Annotated in this window: 18 protein-coding genes and 2 pseudogenes; 6 read left to right on the top strand and 14 right to left on the bottom strand. The window is 37.9% G+C overall.

What is annotated here, in order from left to right; genetic code table 11:
* Positions 1 to 269: 269 nt before the first annotated feature.
* The 10 genes and pseudogenes from LDX58_RS08525 to LDX58_RS08485 form a co-directional block, all read right to left on the bottom strand.
* Entirely contained in the window at positions 270 to 446 is a 177-nt protein-coding gene (locus tag LDX58_RS08525) for a hypothetical protein (protein ID WP_227936389.1), read from the bottom strand.
* A complete protein-coding gene (locus tag LDX58_RS08520; protein ID WP_227936388.1) occupies positions 430 to 1620 on the bottom strand; it encodes a DUF4062 domain-containing protein in 1191 nt (396 codons plus the stop codon). The genes LDX58_RS08525 and LDX58_RS08520 overlap by 17 nt, the downstream gene beginning before the upstream one ends.
* A 251-nt stretch (positions 1621 to 1871) precedes the next feature.
* Positions 1872 to 1997 carry a hypothetical protein gene (locus LDX58_RS25890; protein ID WP_265416603.1) on the bottom strand — a complete coding sequence of 42 codons (126 nt, stop codon included), beginning with the start codon at positions 1995 to 1997 and terminating at the stop codon, positions 1872 to 1874.
* A gap of 141 nt (positions 1998 to 2138) precedes the next feature.
* Positions 2139 to 2302: pseudogene (locus tag LDX58_RS08515) on the bottom strand (L,D-transpeptidase); the annotation flags it as partial.
* Positions 2278 to 2778 carry a hypothetical protein gene (locus tag LDX58_RS08510; RefSeq protein WP_227936387.1) on the bottom strand — a complete coding sequence of 167 codons (501 nt, stop codon included), beginning with the start codon at positions 2776 to 2778 and terminating at the stop codon, positions 2278 to 2280. The pseudogene LDX58_RS08515 and the gene LDX58_RS08510, both read right to left, overlap by 25 nt.
* Before the next feature lie 1005 nt (positions 2779 to 3783).
* A complete protein-coding gene (locus tag LDX58_RS08505; RefSeq protein ID WP_227936386.1) occupies positions 3784 to 5424 on the bottom strand; it encodes an ArnT family glycosyltransferase in 1641 nt (546 codons plus the stop codon).
* 21 nt (positions 5425 to 5445) lie between these two features.
* Complete coding sequence (locus LDX58_RS08500) at positions 5446 to 6183, bottom strand: SDR family oxidoreductase (protein WP_227936385.1); 738 nt, start codon at positions 6181 to 6183, stop codon at positions 5446 to 5448.
* Positions 6180 to 7547: an FAD-binding oxidoreductase gene (locus LDX58_RS08495; RefSeq protein ID WP_227936384.1), complete on the bottom strand. Its 1368-nt coding sequence runs from the start codon at positions 7545 to 7547 to the stop codon at positions 6180 to 6182. Before LDX58_RS08495 ends, LDX58_RS08500 begins: the two co-directional genes overlap by 4 nt.
* 56 nt (positions 7548 to 7603) lie before the next feature.
* The gene (locus LDX58_RS08490; protein WP_227936383.1) at positions 7604 to 8566 is read right to left on the bottom strand and encodes a lysylphosphatidylglycerol synthase transmembrane domain-containing protein; all 963 of its coding nucleotides are present in this window, start codon (positions 8564 to 8566) and stop codon (positions 7604 to 7606) included.
* Positions 8567 to 8583: 17 nt separating this feature from the next.
* A complete protein-coding gene (locus LDX58_RS08485) occupies positions 8584 to 9432 on the bottom strand; it encodes a decaprenyl-phosphate phosphoribosyltransferase (RefSeq protein ID WP_227936382.1) in 849 nt (282 codons plus the stop codon).
* A gap of 630 nt (positions 9433 to 10062) precedes the next feature.
* Between LDX58_RS08485 and LDX58_RS08480 the strand changes: the two genes are divergently transcribed.
* Together LDX58_RS08480 and LDX58_RS08475 are read left to right on the top strand one after the other, a co-directional pair.
* Positions 10063 to 10314: a helix-turn-helix domain-containing protein gene (locus tag LDX58_RS08480; RefSeq protein WP_227936381.1), complete on the top strand. Its 252-nt coding sequence runs from the start codon at positions 10063 to 10065 to the stop codon at positions 10312 to 10314.
* 14 nt (positions 10315 to 10328) lie between these two features.
* On the top strand, positions 10329 to 10706 hold the full coding sequence (locus LDX58_RS08475) for a transposase family protein (RefSeq protein ID WP_227936380.1): 378 nt from the start codon (positions 10329 to 10331) through the stop codon (positions 10704 to 10706).
* A 223-nt stretch (positions 10707 to 10929) separates the two neighbouring features.
* Here the strand turns inward: LDX58_RS08475 and LDX58_RS08470 are convergent, their stop codons facing one another.
* Entirely contained in the window at positions 10930 to 12261 is a 1332-nt protein-coding gene (locus LDX58_RS08470; protein ID WP_227936379.1) for a S8 family peptidase, read from the bottom strand.
* Positions 12262 to 12548: 287 nt separating this feature from the next.
* Between LDX58_RS08470 and LDX58_RS08465 the strand changes: the two genes are divergently transcribed.
* From LDX58_RS08465 to LDX58_RS08455, 4 genes and pseudogenes are all read left to right on the top strand, one after another.
* Positions 12549 to 12923 (top strand): N-acetylmuramoyl-L-alanine amidase, encoded by a 375-nt coding sequence (locus tag LDX58_RS08465; RefSeq protein WP_227936484.1) that lies wholly within the window; start codon positions 12549 to 12551, stop codon positions 12921 to 12923.
* Positions 12880 to 12993, top strand: a pseudogene (locus tag LDX58_RS25885) (SPOR domain-containing protein); the annotation flags it as partial. The gene LDX58_RS08465 and the pseudogene LDX58_RS25885, both read left to right, overlap by 44 nt.
* Before the next feature lie 21 nt (positions 12994 to 13014).
* Positions 13015 to 13611, top strand: coding sequence for a glucosaminidase domain-containing protein (locus tag LDX58_RS08460; protein WP_265416613.1), 597 nt, complete (start codon positions 13015 to 13017; stop codon positions 13609 to 13611).
* A 189-nt stretch (positions 13612 to 13800) separates the two neighbouring features.
* Entirely contained in the window at positions 13801 to 15405 is a 1605-nt protein-coding gene (locus LDX58_RS08455; protein ID WP_227936377.1) for a S8 family serine peptidase, read from the top strand.
* 6 nt (positions 15406 to 15411) lie between these two features.
* On the opposite strand, the gene LDX58_RS27040 is transcribed toward LDX58_RS08455, so the two are convergent.
* The 3 genes from LDX58_RS27040 to gltC all read right to left on the bottom strand — a co-directional run bounded on the left by LDX58_RS27040 (position 15412) and on the right by gltC (position 17309).
* Positions 15412 to 15645 carry a four-helix bundle copper-binding protein gene (locus LDX58_RS27040; protein ID WP_504752746.1) on the bottom strand — a complete coding sequence of 78 codons (234 nt, stop codon included), beginning with the start codon at positions 15643 to 15645 and terminating at the stop codon, positions 15412 to 15414.
* 21 nt (positions 15646 to 15666) lie between these two features.
* Positions 15667 to 15834 carry a hypothetical protein gene (locus tag LDX58_RS08450; RefSeq protein ID WP_227936376.1) on the bottom strand — a complete coding sequence of 56 codons (168 nt, stop codon included), beginning with the start codon at positions 15832 to 15834 and terminating at the stop codon, positions 15667 to 15669.
* A gap of 572 nt (positions 15835 to 16406) precedes the next feature.
* A complete protein-coding gene (gene gltC, locus LDX58_RS08445; RefSeq protein WP_227936375.1) occupies positions 16407 to 17309 on the bottom strand; it encodes a glutamate biosynthesis transcriptional regulator GltC in 903 nt (300 codons plus the stop codon).
* Positions 17310 to 17579 lie beyond the last annotated feature (270 nt).

The following is a 17579-nucleotide window of genomic DNA, read 5'->3' as shown; positions in this document are numbered from 1 at the left end:
TATGGTCAAAATGATAAAAAAAGTTCAGATGAAGACAAAAAATCCAAAAGATAACGAGTCCTTTTAAACAAGAAAAACAGCTTATTCTTTGTTATAGTCGAATGTCTAGAAGCCATTACCACAAAGAATATTATGGAATTAATTGTTAAATTTATTTTAGCAAACGTTAATTAAATTTGAAGAGGATGAAATCAAATTTGATTTCATCCTCTAAATATATTATTATTCAAGTTGTTGACTTCTAATGGGTACGTATAATAATTTCTATATTATCTATGCTTAAAAATTCTACTTTCATTCACTTTTCTCACTTTACTCAAGACTTTACGGCTTGATCTTTGGATTTGAGACATTCGCTCGTTATTCCGGCGTTCGCTTGTGTCTCTAGGGGCTGTAGCTACTAGGATCACATCATCATTTTCAAAACGTTCATGATTCCTTGTCATGTTTGAGCCCTCCTAATAATTTAATGGCAAAATCACGATATTGTTCATCTTGTCTATTCATTATAGCACCAAATACTTCATCATGTAACTGTTTCACTTTCTCTTTATTCCAGGAAGAATCAAGCGGATAATGAAAACATAAGACAAAGTCATTTGCCTTCACCGTATAATACAGTAATTGCTTATCTTCCCGATAAAAAAGATTTTTGCCTTCGTTATTATACGTTTCAACCACATACGAAGTCTTATCCGTTAAATCATAGGAATTATTTTTATGATCAAACAATCCTTCACCTTCAATTAACTTTAACTGATCGTTTTCTTTTCGATAAAGGGTTAAAGCTTTACAATTTCCATAACTCCCAATTTCGTACTGCATGTATGTACCCTCATGTTTTATAATGGGATGTCCGACCATATGATATTTAAGTGTGGCAAGGAATTTTCTCCAATTAGTAATCTCGCCGTCTTTTAATAAATCAATAAAATCAAATGTAATTTGTTTTAACCCCCATAATTCATCAGAGGCTTTGGCGTTGGTAATGATATCCTTTTCAATCGCTAGATATTGGGATCCCATTTTTAGCATTTCACTTAAATATTCTTTAATCGTATCTAACGGAGAACGAGCCAAAGATATCGATTCTAAATAATAACCTTTATACATAATGTCATACAAAAATGCCCAAATATAATCATCTATATACGTTATAGAATCCTTCTCTTTTGGCAACAAATCTTGGTCAATGACATTCTTAACAATGTCTAGGTAGAAATCAGGCTCATTCCTATGAGTTTGTTCCCACTCAAATATCCTAGTTTCCATAGGAGACCTTAACAAGCTAAAAAATTTGCTTTTCACTTGTTCTTCAACAAAGACAAGTACTTGTTTATCTGTCTGGAAAGCTTTCTCAAATTCTAAATGCGTAACGGTCCTCTGTTCATGTTCTAAGTAAGTCCCCATTTTATCTGAGACTATCAGCAAATAAATGTCACTTTCTTCTACTTTCTGCAAACATCGCTCGATCGCATCTCTTCCCCAAGGGCCAAAATTATCTTCAAATCTTAATGGATCATGACCCATTTCTTTTAATCCCGTAAACAAATCTTGTCTGATTGCATCCAGAGAACTTTGCCCTACTGAACTCAAAAAGATTTTTGTCTTGTTTGCCATGTACAATCCTCCTCCCTTCTAACGTTAAAAAATGGTTTAAAGTCAGTGTTACTCCTCTTCCTCTAACATCTCATCAACCATTGTTTTACCTTTTATTAATAACTCAGCAAACATAGTACTAGGTATATTTAAATTCGCCCCAGTAATAGCAAATGTCCGCCTCATATCTGAGTAGTCATCCAGAAATTTCTCCGTCTCTACCTTAACATTCTTTTAATAAATTTGCCTTAGGTTAGCTGGAAGAAGCCTGTTTACGCGTTCTCTTTCAAAGTAATCAAAGTACCCTCAACCGTATCTCCAAAATCCTCTATTAGAACAGCTTTTATGTCCTCTTCACTTAATATTTTAAACCATCCATCCCATCTTTCGTCATCCATTGATCCCTCTACAATTTTCTTATTACTTTCCATTTCATGTGGAAAAATTCCTCTGTGGAAGATCATCTAAATCATTCTAAAAAGCATTATTTTAACTTTTGATACATATTCAAAAAAGGGAATTATCGGTTTTTTAAATTAGTTTTGCATTCTAATACAACCACCGCTAACCTTTTCTCCTAATAACGAGGGTTTGTTCCATGTAGTCCAAAGGTTCCCCAAGGAACATTTAGACCTAACCATCTTGTTCCAAATCCCCCCCAGTTTTTGGCTTTATAAATTACTTTAAATTCCCCAATGGGAGTCTGTTTTTTATCTGTTCCAAATGAAATTCACTCAACTTATATGTAACTTCATCACCATTCCAAAGATCGCTAGGCAAATCAACCTCAAAATTGTTATCAATAACTAATTGTGCTGAGGCCAGCTGTTCTAAGCGTTGATAGATTTGATGAAAGAGTTGTGTTTCATCATCACCTTCTCGGTATGAAATTTGATAGCACCCTTGCTCAGGAGTTAGAAAGTAGAATGTTGTTCCATCATGATCATGGTTAATAAACAGTAACTGATTGGATATAGAACGAATTAAATATGGATAAGCTTCTTTGAAAACATTTTCTACCTTTCCAGTAGTTTCAAGGATCGATACTACAAATGTGGCTTGGGCTTTACGTCTAAATGGTCTACACTGCTCTTTTTCAATAAAATTTAAAACAAGTCGAATATTATCAATTGGTTCAGAAAAGTATCGAAATCCTTTCTTTGAGAATTCATCTTTCATTCCTTCAACTAACTAATTTAAAAATGAGCTATTTCTAATTCCACTCGTAGTAAATGTTTTCATGATCATTTCCTCTCACTATAAATTAATGTTTTCTCTTATTTACTCTTGTTTTCTCAAGATTTCATTTTTGACACATGAAAGGAAACGGAGGAATTTTCATAAATGTACAAATATGGTAACAGGAGGGTGTGGGGAACAGAGGAAAACATTCATTTCCCTTTAAATTCCAACCAATATAACCGCATAAGGATCTCCACATATGCCCTTGGGATTTACCCTCCCATATCACACTGGGTCTATACCCTTACATTCCTTCGTTCTATATCTCAAGGGGTGGAGGCCGATTTTTGCTCCTTTACAGGGTCGATGCCCTTATGGAAAATGAACGTCGGCTTCTCCGTGCTTCAATTGTCGTTAAATGATTCCCGAGACTAAAGAGTGATAAGATACTTTGTATTAAAAAGCTTTGAATTTGTGAGACATAGCCGTTCTCTTTATCCGACGCAGGCTGCGGCGATTTTCCTCGGAGAGAATTAGGCTAATAACTTACAGAGCCGCGATCCATCGTCATCCTATAAAACGCATCACGCTGATTATTGTTTACAAGGGTTCTTGCTTATTCTAATTACCGGTCCACTTTTTCTTACATATACCCTAAAAAGGGATTATAGGGCTAACAGATTTCTTTGAAAAACAGAAAAATGCATGTTAATTAACAGGCTAAATTTTAGGAACTCACACTACAATTAACATCGAAAAAAGGAGCTTAGAAAATATCCAAGCTCTTTAACATTTTTTATTCATTTTTCATTAAAGCATCCTTAGTGGAACAAAATTAATCCAATTCCTCTGAAGTTGCTGTTTTTTCGAGGGAATCAACTATCTAAAAGGAATGCCCTATTACTTGTTTTGAGTATTCCACTACCCTTAATTGGCTAAAAAGGGGTAGCGGTCGCGCTAAAAACGTCCATCTTTTAAACCACATCTCTCCTTAATATCCTATCAATAAAATTCTATAGAATCGATTCGACCGATAAAATAAGTTGGATGTCCTCCTTTCCCCTGAATGGTTCTGTCATCTCCCCAGGTAATTTCAAAAACAAGGGTTAATTTATCTTTCGTATCCATGGAAAGAACATACCAGGTATCAGGGGTGGCTTTCGTAAAAACGGTTTCCCACCTGGTGTAAAAAGTAAAGTCTTTCTGATCTTCCCAATTCGATGGGACCTCCTGAGCTTCACGACCTTCGTTCGGATCTATTCCCACCAACGGACTGTTAAATCCCTTCACTCGAAGCATCTTGCTAAGAGCTTCGGCTTGTTTACCTTGCTTGTCCACGGCAATAATTGCTTGATATTCGGACTGGAGTGTTCGGACTGCTAAATACTCAGCAGAATTGTCACGACCAGATTGAATATATGACCCAGCATAACTGTATAAATGGTATAGGGGCAGAATCAGAATAAGCGCCCATGCCACCAGTAAAACCGTCCTACGCATTATGTTCCATTGTCTATACTTGTCGTTTCCGGTCCAAGGCTGTATCCAATCACCAAATGCTACAGCTACAGCGACCAAGCAAAGCGGTAAAAGATAAGCGATGTATCTGGTCCATAAATAAAACTCATATTGATCATTTAATATAGGGATCACAAGAAGACTCGCGATCACGATCGCCAACAGCAGAGAACCATGACGAAACTTGATGAGCCGACGAAAGCCGTCTATCAAGCCAATGATAAAGAGAGGCATGATCAGTAAACTAATCCCATTCAACCATCCTCCCCCGTCAGGAAACGTACTTGACAAAGAATGGATAAGTTCCGTGATCATCTCTAGAATATTTTCAAAATAGCCTCCAATCGAAAATTCCTGATTTAATGCATAGTCCTTCCGCTTAACCCAAAGAAACGAGTCGAAAGGTTTTATAATATTATGTATTATCATGTTGCTGTACCCTGCAATAAAAACAATGATTGCTGTTCGATATCCAGATTCTCGATAAAAAGCTCGCCATCCAGAATGGATTGTCACATAGAAAACCACACCAAGTAAAGCGGCAATAACTGAAGGATGAGTCTGCAGGGCTATTGCCCATGTTAAACCAGCTAGAGCCCATAAAAACTGTCTCTTTTGACCGAGTGTCTTTAGGCTGATCAGCACCGCTAAGCCCAGAAAGAATGGAGTTGTGACGTTTGACCACGCCATGTGTGTGACAAATATATGCATGCTGTTAGTGGCTAAAAGCGAAGCCGCGATAATGGCGTGCAGTCGTCCGAACCAATGTCTGGCTATCCAATAAATGACAACTACGGTCGCTGCACTGAGGAGGACTACATACAATCGTGGCAAGTATACACTATATCCAAATAATTTAAATAATCCCGCCAGTACATAATTATGAAATGCCCCAATGTCATGGGACGTATTATGCAACGGCCAAATCTCACCTCTTGCAATCCGAGCGGATAATTCAACCTCTCTCCACTCATCAATGAACCGGGGGACATCATACATGTAAGGAATCCGGACGAGAAGCGCAAGAAGAAATAAAATGAAGCTAATTCTCCAATTACTTTTTCGGAATATAAAAGTTCCCTCTTTCTCTTTAGCCTGAGTAACATTAAGCTGCTTTTCCTTCATCTCAATAACTCCTCCACGCTGCTACAAACTGAGTCGTTTAAAGACTCGCTCTGGAATTGACTTTAAAATGAACATGATCATAGCCCAAAAACCAGGGACATAAATAACATCATACTTCTTGCGAATGGATTTGTGCACCCTTTTGGCCACGTCCTCCGGCTTTGCCACCAGGAACAGCCCGCTCAACCCATAGGTCATTCGAGTATCAACAAATCCGGGTTTGATGGTAGCCACATGAACTCCCGAAGCATACAAACGGTTCCGCAAGCCTTGCACATACACAGATAAGGCCCCTTTGGATGATCCGTAAATATAATTACTTTTCCGACCTCGATCACCAGCAACGGAGGTAATAACGCCAATGAAGCCGCTTCTTTCACCTTCAAAGTAACGAGCAGCCGTTTCTAACAAGGACACATAAGATGTATAATTAACATCTATCATTATTTTGGCCTTCGTGAAATCATTTTGGGCTGTTTCCTGATCGACCATATGTCCGTAGACCAATAGCATCCCGCTAAGGTTACCGGCTTCCTCCACACAGGAGGCAAAGAAGTCGGAGTGTGTATCAAAGGACTCAGCATCAATTGTTTTTACTTTGACAGGAACTTGATAGCGAATGCGGATATCAGAGGCGATCCTCTCCATTTCTACCCTATCTCTCCCCGTGAGGATCAAAGGATGTTTTTCCTTAGCATATTGATGAGCGAGTGCTTTACCGATCCCAGATGTGACTCCTACGATTAAAATATACTTCATCCGATATCCCTCACAATGTTTAACCGCCTGGCCATCGAGGACGAGAAGAGGCCGTCGGGATCGATTTTGGCCTTAATCTCTTGAAACGCGGAAAGTTCCGGATACATCATGGCAAACGTACTAGGAGTCATTAGTGAATCCTTCGCTAAATACAAGACACCCCCATAGCCAAGTACCAATTCATCTAATTCCCGTATAAACGTCAACAATCGTTCTCCACCCCTAAACGGAATATCCAAAGCCAACGTGTATCCTTTACGCGGAAAACTCAGTAAGCCATTTCCATTCTCACCAAACCTCTTCAAAACTCCTAGAAATGAGCAGCACCGTGCTCGACTTAATTTCTCCAGAAGCTTCGTAAGTCCTTGGCGACTCATTTCAAGGGGGAACACGACTTGATATTGAATAAACCCTGTTTTTCCGTATATGCGATTCCAACTTAAAATCACGTCCAACGGATAGAAGAAAGAATCATAGTCAACGAGAACCCCAGAAGTATTTTTAAAGCGCCGATAGTAAAATGAGTTGAATGCTTTGATACTATAAGGATTGAGTACAAAAGTGGGCAGGTTAAAAGGCACCTTTAGCTTTCTTCTATTTTTTAGTGAAAGAGGCTCATTATATTCCACCTGACCTTTCGAGGCATGATTTCCCAACATAAGCACTGAGCGCCCCATCGTGCGATTTCTAGATAGACAATCGATCCAGGCCACAGAGTATTGATACAGTTCGTCCGTTTCATTGAGTATGTCGATTGCTTCGTCTAGATGGGCTGCCTTTTTGTAATCAACCGAAATAAAGGACGATTCCACCTTCATTAACTTGATCCGGCTACTAAGAATGATTCCCGTGAGGCCGATTCCCCCTATTGTCGCCCGGAATAAATCCTGATTTTCTTGACGGGAACAGGTCATAATTTCACCTGAAGAAGTAAGCAGTTTTATATCAAGTATATGATTGGAGATTGATCCGTCCTTATGATGATTCTTACCGTGTACATCATTAGCTATCGCACCGCCCACCGTCACATATTTGGTTCCTGGTGTGACCGGAAGAGCATATCCACGCGGCAAAAACAATTCAATGATTTCTCTAAATGTAACCCCCGCTTCACATTCCAACACTTGTGACTGCTCGTCAAAATAGAGAAAGCGATTAAAACGGGTATTCGTGATAATACCACCTTGCTTATTTAAGGCGGTATCACCATAGCTTCGTCCCAATCCTCGAGAAATATAGTGAAACTGGTATTTGGATTGTAGGATTTCCTGTAAATCTTTATATTTTTCTGGTCTGTACATATACCCTGTATCTTTTGAAAAGTTTGCCCACCCCGATAAAGTACCTTTAACAGATCTAATCATTTAACATCGCTCCTAAAAAACCCCATAAAAAATTGGCCATACAGTTTAAAACCCAATCATTTTATCTGATTGTTAGCCTTTACATAAAACCATCTCTTCGAATTTATAAGTAAAACAGTGCTTCCAAGAATGACCCCAAACCAAAGTGTTGCAAACCTGCCCATTATCATTGCAGCTACGGCCTTAGAATGATCAATACCTAGTCCCATCATTAAACCTGTCATACTAGCTTCCGTTACCCCTAGTCCGCCTGGAAGCATTGATAACGCACCGGCAATGGAAGAAAAGGAAAAAACAAAAACAGCTTCCAAAACGCTTTGATTCAAGTCGAGTCCCCGAAGCACAAAATAAAAAGAAAGACATTCTAAAAACCAGGAAACTATACTAATCATTGTCGTATAAAGTATCGTTTTAAACCGCAGGAGCTCATTCGAGCTCTCATACAAAACTTCTAATCGGCCTGAAATCCAGCTTAAGGCGGGATATTTCTTAAATTTAATAAAAATGCCTTGAATGAATCCTTTATTTTGCACCAAAAGAATAGTTAAAAGGAGCATCAAAGAAGTAATAACTATAAACCAACCTCCGGTGGAAAATCGAGTAATGCCCCATGCAGCGAGGATAATCATAGCCAAAAGATCCGTGAGCCTTTCGGCAAACACAACCGGAGCTGTCCTGGCAATATCCACTTTCTCCGACGACTTGAGCAAAAAAGATTTCAGAACCTCTCCTGCTTTTCCGGGTGTAATGGCCATTGACATACCGCTGAGGAATATCATAAGACTATTTTTTATGGAAATCCGAATCCCTATCGTACGCAGAAATACTTCCCACTTCAAAAACCTCAACAGATACCCCAAAAACGTTAGACCAAATATTAATGCAAAGTAATTCCATTCGAAACCGGTAAAGATTTCCTGCAGAACATTGAAATCTGTCCATAACCCAAAAGCTATCAAAGCAAGCAATCCTAGCAATAAACTAATCCTTAGTTTATGCTTTATATACATTACATCCATTGTTGGTTACCCCATCATTACTGCAAAAAAGTTTTTATAAACATAACGCTAATGGTAAAGAAGATAACAGTCAGCAGAATATGCTTATCCTCAAGCAGAACCCTTTCCGGACTCCCCCCCTTTTGTCTCATGTGAACTAGATATAAATAGCGGAAAATGCCATAGATAACAAATGGAATCGTCCACATCATATATGCATTCTCATCTGTGTTCGCTGTATAAAGAGAATAAGTAATAATTGTAGCAGCGGTAACAATCGAAATCAGCTGATCCAAAAATTCTAATGAGTAATGCTCCATAACTTTTCTTTGCCTAGCTTTATCGCCGTTTAACAATTTCAATTCGTGCCTTCTTTTGCCCAATGCAAGAAACAATGCAAGCAGCATGGTACAGAGGATAAACCAGGAAGTCACGCCGACATCGACAACTACGGCACCTGAGAAACCACGGAGGACAAACCCTACAGCGATAACCATGACATCAATTATCACAACATGCTTTAGCCAAATGCAATAAAGGATGTTTTTGGCCAAGTAGAATAAAAGAATGCCGGCAAATAAAGGAGTGATCCAGTAAGCCGTAATTAAGGCTAAAACCAATAAAAGAATCCCGAATGAAATAGCAGTCCGGATGCTCAGTGCCCCGGATGCGATTGGACGCTTTGATTTTTCCGGGTGCAGCCGGTCTTTTTCCACGTCCATAATATCGTTAATTATGTACACTGTGCTGGCAGTAAAGGCAAAACAGAAAAAAGCCGTAATGGTCATGACCATCATCTCGGTTTCCAGGAATTTTTCCGAGAAGACCGGTGCAGCAAAAATAAGCAGGCACTTTGTCCACTGCTTCGGCCTAAGCTGGGCAATCAACGGTTTCAGTTATGTGCCCCTCCTTTCATCTGTGAACATGCTTAATTTATTCGAATACTAATATTCCCTTCCCTTACAAGAATATTCATTATTCGTATTAGACAAGTCGTGACCAAAGTTGAAATGAAATATTGGATTGCCAAATACTTACCCCATTTTTTATTTAATTAAGAGAATCAACAAAGCAATAATTTAACATCTTTCCGAAAGAAGTCTCCCTTATTATTTAGGATAGGATAAATTGATTGTATTCTTTTTTAAAATTTCCAATCGTTTAAAATAAAGATCAACAAAATCCCTTATAGTACGAAACTTTTAAAGTAATGCATTTGAAATTAGGATAATGAATTGAAGGTAATTTCGATTTGAAAATTAGGGGGGATAAATATATTAATTGAATTATTGGATTCATAATAGACGGATTTCTATGTGATGAAATCCAAAAGTTGAAAAAGATTGGACGGCAAGTGAGTGTGATACTTATAAATGGTTCATTTTATCATTCCCCGACAGAAGACTCCCTCTTCAAGCGCGGGAAGGACTTTAACCCTGCGGTAAGGGGGAGATGAATGGCGATTGGTGTTAGCCAAAACGAATCTCATTATGCCATAATAGGAACGTACGTTCTTTGTGAAGCGAGGCGAAATCACGGTAGTAAAAAAAGCTTTTAAGTTTCGTATCTTCCCGAACGAAAGACAGCTCGAATTAATAAACAAGACTATGGGTTGTTCGAGATTTGTGTTTAACTTCTTTCGACTAATACTGTGGTTGATATGGACTTTGTTAAAAGTGTTATCAATAATTGGAACACTATGTCCAATCCGCAAATTCTTACGTAGTGGCATCATGCCTGGCAATAATGTTAGCGTCCACTTAACATAACAGGAGGTATGAAAATGTTTTCTGTATCACTAGAATTACCAGAATTTAAAGTTGTTAAACAAGTATTTCATGAAGAGTTTTTTCACCTTTATTTTGTAAAGAAATCAAGAGAAGAGCGTTACCCATACTGTCGTTATCTTACTGATCATGTCCATGACAGGCGTACACGAAAAGTACGTGACCTAAAGGTGTTAGAAAAGCCACTCTATCTGTTTGTTCAAGTCAATTATTATCGTTGTTTCAACTGTGATGAGGTGTTCACCCAAACATTTGATTCCATTCAACCTAACAATCATCAAACAACCCGTTACAGAGACTGTCTTTATGAGCAATGTCTTGGGTTAGCCATTCAAACGGTAAGTGACACCCTCAAAAAAAGTGGGCTACCATAAGTCTAGCTACCTCTCCCTCCTTTAGACTCCACTTCACGATAGACATCCTTGCCTCCGCTAACAGTTCCTACTGCCAAGTCTGTAGTGGACTTTCACCACAAAGTTATTAGATATGCTGGACACAATAAATAAGCTGATCCCTGTAGAATACACCCTGCTCAATAACAGACACGAAAGAGCAAAAAGCCATTTAGATTCTACATTTGATCAGTTAAAAGAAACTTCAATTGTTAGGAACTGAATTTTCTGCATTTATATAACCTGATCCATATATATTAGGATCTCTATCTGTCCATAAATCCGTCCCACTTTTTAATAAATCTTTTACCTCTTTCGGAGTTGCATTTGGGTTATTTTGTAAAATTAATGCTGCTATTCCTGCACAAATAGGTGTTGCCATGGATGTTCCTGATAAAGATAAATAGTCTGACCCCACCCGATTCCCTTTCTGAAATTTATCTAAATAAGAATTTGGAGAACGTAATGAGATAATATCTACACCCGGAGCTAAAATATCGGGTTTCACCTTTCCATATATCGTTGGACCTCTACTAGAAAAGCTTGCGACCTCATCGTCTGATCTTGTGTCTGCCGTATTTTTATCATCCAGTGCTCCAACGGTTATAACTTGTTCACTAACTCCTGGACTAGCAATCGTATTCGCTTCCGGACCTTCATTTCCAGCAGCAACACAAAACACAATTCCATTCTCCCATGCTTTCTCTACAATTTTCACCACTGGATCAGCGTTTTCATTCTCATAACGCTGTGCAGGCGATCCTAAAGACATATTAATAATGTTGATTTTCTGATCAGGATTATGATCATTATACTTTATACACCAATCCACCCCTTGCATGACTGTTTCTAATGAACCAGATCCTACCTTATTTAAGACTTTTACACCAATGACATTTGCTTCTGGTGCAGGCCCCATATAAAGCCCGGAAGAAGCTGAACCATCACCGAGAGCATCTCCTGCGCAATGCGTACCATGTCCATTATCGTCGTAGGGTTCCGTTCTGTCGTTAATAAAGTCTACAAAGTCAATAATTCTTCCTGAAAGGTCGGTGTGCGGAAAGATACCAGTATCAATAACCGCAACAGTAATTCCCTTCCCTGTAAGTGGCGTGCTATTTCTCACAATACTTTTTGCATTTGCTGATATAACAGCGGTATCTAATAAAGCTCGCACTTCATAATTTGAATATACCTTTTTAATATGGCTGCAAGTAGTTAAAACTTCTTCTAAAACTGAAGGTGTTAAATCGGCACTACAGCAAGAAATGATAGAAAACTCGTTTCTAATTTTACAACCAATGCGTTTCGTAAAAGCTTGATTCACCTCTAAGCATCCCTCTTGATAACAATTATCCTCAAATTCTATAATTACGGATAACTTTCTAGTATTCTTAAAAAGCCTTTCAAACATTTTGTGTAAAAAACAGGGCGTCCACTTGAATGGTTTATATAGATTCAGTATTTTATCACGTAAAGATTTATCTAACTTCTGAGAGTGAGACCGTACCATTTTTACCATTGAAAATCCAAACATTAGTAAACCTCCTTAAATTCTAGATATAATAATCTATGAAATTTTAAGGGGCAATGTAAAGGTTCTTGTCCACTTTCTATTAAATTATGTTTATACCTAGTGACTTGGAATTGATACCTAATAGTGAATATCACTTACTCACCAGCCCTATAGAGGGATACCGATGGCTCGTTCACCTGTGAGCCTGAATCACTTCTCCGATAAAGTTTCATCGATTTGAGCTTGTTTTGGATGAAAGCTTCTAACTTGGGGTACCGCCAACATCTGCTAAAGGGTATGAAGACTTTATTCACAGTAGCTTATCTGACTCTTCAACGACAGCTAAATATCGAGATATTTTGCATAAAGAAATAATGAAAGTAAATCAACTTAGTGATCGCGGAAAGAAAAAAGCAAATTTTCACGTTTTACGTGAAACGGCTATGTCAGCCCTCTTAACGGAAAATGGTTTTATCGATAACGACCAAGACGCTGCTTTAATGAAAGAATTATCATGGCGTCAAAAAGTGGCACAAGGGCACGTGAATGGTTTAGCGAAGGCATTTAATCTTCAGCATAAAACAAATGATTCCACAACGGTTTACAAGGTAATAGCCGGTTCTTTTAAATCAAAAGAAAATGCGGAAGAGCGAGTATCTTACTTGCACTCAAAAGGGCATTGAGTCTTTTGTCAAATCTACTACTGTTTCTGGTGAAATCCGATATCGCGTACAAGCTGGGGCTTTTTCAAGTCGAGAAAATGCAGAAAACCGTTTGCAAGAAGTCAAAAAGGCAGGAATTGAGGATGCTTTCATTGTTTTTGAAAACAACGGTTCTAATCAAGACGATCAATCTGGTTACTCTATATTAGGCGAAACTTTTCTGTCCCCAGAACAAATGAACCAGTATGTAAAAAAAATAAATCCTAACGCCATTGAGTTGAGTAATTTTTATTTAACTTTTGGAGAATATTATGGAATTAGAGGAGATATTGCCTTTGCCCAAGCTATACATGAAACAGATTTCTTTCGATTTACCGGAGTCGTACAACCGAATCAAAACAACTTTTGCGGTTTGGGAGCAACAGGACCAAATGATCCAGGTGCAAGTTTTACTACGCCAAGAGAAGGGGTACTCGCCCATATTCAACATTTATTTGCCTATGCATCTACTAAACCGTTACCAGATAAGTATCCAGTAGTTGACCCTCGCTTTGATCTAGTAAATAGAGGTTCTGCTTCTACATGGATCGCTTTAAACGGAAAATGGGCTCTTCCAGGGAACAATTATGGGCAATCCATTTTGAATCTATATGAGCGGATGATTCATTCTACTGTGCTAGAGGAAATCCTTCAAAAGATAAAATCGTAACTTCTCTGTCTACTTTTCTAGTAATCGTTCGTCTGTCTTAGTTCAGAAATTAGATTTCCGTTTACGATAGTCATATTTTACTAGATCAACCCTTCTATCTTTTAAAAATACACTCTATTAGGACAACTGCTAAAGCAATTGTTCATTTGAATCATAGAATGTGGTGAATCTAAAAAAGGAGGTTTTTTTTTGAAGCTTAAACGAATGAAAGGAGACCATTATTCGCAAGCATTAACGGCTGCAGATTATTTAAAATCAACAAAAAATAAAGCAAATCACGTAAATCAGCAAGTCTCCAATCAAAAATCTACTAATCATAGTAAAATTCAAAAGCAACTAGAGGATGAACTTAAAACATGTGATGATGCTGATTCATTTGAGGTGATCGTCCAATTAACTTGCGATCTGAAAAAGGATAAAAAAAAGGTAGAAAAGCTTCTAGGAAGCATTATTCCCGACAACCTTTTTACCTATATTAACGCTTTTTCTGCTAAACTAACAGCCAATCAAATTAAAAAACTAAGTCAGGAACAGGATGTTAAATTAATTGAACAAAATATTACCATCGTTACAAATTTGGATACAGCTAATCGATGGTTCGGGACAGAAAAAGCACGTGAGGATTTTAGCCTATCTGGTTCTGGAGTAACAATCGCTATTGTAGATACTGGAATTGATAGCGCTCATCTCGACCTAAACGATCATAAGGTGATTGGTTGGATCGACCTTATTAACGGTCATTCATCCCCATACGATGATCAAGGTCACGGTACCCATGTGGCGAGTATTGCAGCCGGACGTGGTGATGGCAACTATCGATATAAAGGAGTTGCACCCAACGCATCACTTGTTGGAGTTAAAGTATTAGACGCAAATGGATCAGGCTCTATGACACAGATTATTCAAGGTGTTGAGTGGCTAATCGATCATAAAGAACAATATAATATCCAAATCGCTAATATTAGCTTAGGCTCTACTAGGAGTTCAGATGGTAGAGACGCCTTATCCCAAGTTGTTAATGTAGCTGTTGACTATGGAATGACTGTTGTTGTAGCAGCTGGTAATTCCGGACCTAACAAATATACGATTGGGACACCTGCAGCTGCTGAAAAAGCAATCACTGTAGGTTCTATGGCTGATGTCGGGGAAATGGGGTATTTCCAAAACCTATATTCCTCTAGAGGACCCACTTCTGACGAACGAATCAAGCCAGACGTATCAGCACCCGGATATCGAATAACAGCTGCCGAAGCCAATTCAACGGATAACTATGTAGCCTATAGTGGGACTAGTATGGCCTCACCCTTTGTAGCCGGAACGATCGCGTTAATGCTACAAGCACAACCTGATTTAACCCCCGAACAACTAAAAAAGACCTTACTAGAAAGCTGTGAAGATTGGGGGAAACAAAATCATAATATTGATTATGGAGCTGGTAGACTACAAGGGTATGAGGCAATTAGATCAGCTGGTAATCTGAGAGGCAATCTCCCAACTACTCCCAACCATATTCAACGAAGTGGCCATTTACGTTCTACAAGAGACCGAGAGCTTTGGCAATATCAATTCGATTCTCTCTCTTATCCAATCTCTATAACCTTAATTCAAGAAAATGAAGCAAATGATTTTGACTTGTATGTTTATGATTCAAACGGGCGGTTAATTCGCTTTTCCAATACAACCCAAAGACAAGAAGTGGTTTCTTTTGTCCCGAGAAGCACAGATGATTACTTGATTGAAGTTTACAGCTATCGTGGGAAAGGAACCTATTATTTGGATATTAGCGGAGGATAATAGTTACTAGAGCCAAACAACCCCCAAATACCCGCCTCTTGTTGTAAGGGAGAGCTTGAAGACAATTCTCCAAGCTCTTTTCCCCATGTGAGTTAAAGTACATATATCTGCACAGTCCCTAAGTAATCTTAGTTGCTCTCTTCTATGTCTAGAACCTTCCATTTGTAGAATTGGATACTCAGTAAATTCAAAAATAGCTTCACAATGTTTAACAGTTTCTAGAAATCTATGGTAGGACATACTTTACTCCCTCACGTAGCGTTAAGTTGAAATTTTTAATTTAGAGTCTTTATTAATGTCGCTACGACAAGCATAATATTTTTTATTTACTTCCTCTATTTTTTTCTTTAACTTTTCTTCATCTAATTCAGGTTCTACATAATCTTCATATATTACCTTCTTTTGCCACTGAGACCACTTTCTACTCATCTATTCGGCCACCTCTGTCTTTTTATCTTTCTATCTACAACTTTTTCTAAAGTCTAGCTTTCTTTTTTGAATATTCTTTCTTTTATTGACATAGGAAGTTTACTTAGTCATCTTACTTTTTTTCGAAACAATTGATTAATATAACAATTACTTTTAGTTTCTTTGTAAAAATTGTTGCTATGTGTATTTTAAATTTGTTAATCAATCTTATCAATATGAATAAAAGATGGAATTGATATCGATTTGATATATATAATGGTGATTTTGAAAATTAAAAAAAGCTGAAGCTAATGTATATTGGACTTCAACTCCATTAAGAATTAATGATCGTTCAAGAAAACGCCTAGATGAGAAACTCTAGAAAGACTTCATCACCTTTAAATAAAACATCCTTACTAAACGTATCAATCATTATAATGCTCATCGCCTAGTGGTAAAATGATATCGTTCGCTATTTCTTGGGGAAAAAATCAGCAAAGAGTTATCGAGCTATGTTTTCGTACTGAATGTTTTTACTACATGGCAGAAGCTTCGCTCACAAAATAGCTTAGCTTCTATATAATCTTGATCCCTTATTCAAAGATATTTTTACCCTTGTAAAAGCCTATCAGGAACTCATAAAATAACTTTTCTGTAGGGAGTAATTGTCGTTCACTTGGTACAAGGATTCCGACTGTACGAGTTACAGATGGGTTTATAACTGGTATTTTCACAGTTGCATGAGGTACATTTTCAACTAACGTAATTTCAGGTATTAAAGTAATACCTAGTCCTGCAGATACTAACCCCTTTAACGCATCAATATCATCACCCTCGAATGATACCCTTGGCTCGAACCCAGAATGAAAACAAGCTTGAACAATGAGGTCCCTTAAAATAAAGCCTTTTGGCAATAAGATAAATAACTCATTTTGAAGTTCTTGTAGTGTTAATAATTCTCTATCAGCTAAAGGATGATTAAGAGGCAACAATGCAACGACATTCTCCGTAAATAGAATTTGACTTTTTACCTTTTTCTTCTCCTTCGGTACTGGGCCAATTAAAGCCATATTAAAATCCCCATTGACTACGCCATCAATTAGCTGACGATAGGTCGCTTGTTTAAGCTGGAATTTAGCCTTTGGATACTGCTCTCGAAATGCCACAATTGCACTCGGAAGTGTATAGACTGCCATACTAATCGGGAATGCAATACGAATCGTTCCTTTCTCTGGATCTAAGTACTCTTCTACTTCAAGGCGCGCGTTATCTAAGACATTCATTGCTTGTTTCATTCGTTCTAGAAACATTTTTCCGATTGGGGTTAGTTTCACTCTTCTCCCTTGTCTTATAAATAAATCGACTCCTAATTCCGATTCTAGATTAGCAATTTGTCTACTCACCGCTGATTGTGCAACGTGTAAAGCATCAGCTGCCTCTGTAACGTGCTCCCTTTTTGCAACTTCCATAAAATATTTGATTTGTCTTAGTTCCACCATAATCACCTTTCTTTTAATCTCATTTAGGCATGAAAATTATCTATTATCCATATTGTTCAGATTGGTTATTAATAATAAGATATACCATAACAGAAAATCTAACAATTAATCTCAACAAAATTCAACAATTGTTATAGAGCTTGTTCAAAAAGGGTGGTCTTCCCTTTTTGAACAAGCTCTAAGCAATGAGCGAAGCCACTGCAATGTTTTAAGTCGATCCGAGTGGTTTTCTCGGATAGACGCGCAGTGAGTGAAGCCATTGCAACT

This window comes from Alkalihalobacillus deserti, assembly GCF_020734105.1.
Lineage (GTDB): Bacteria > Bacillota > Bacilli > Bacillales > Bacillaceae_D > Halalkalibacter > Halalkalibacter deserti.
This window is presented reverse-complemented; position numbering and strand designations above follow the sequence as displayed.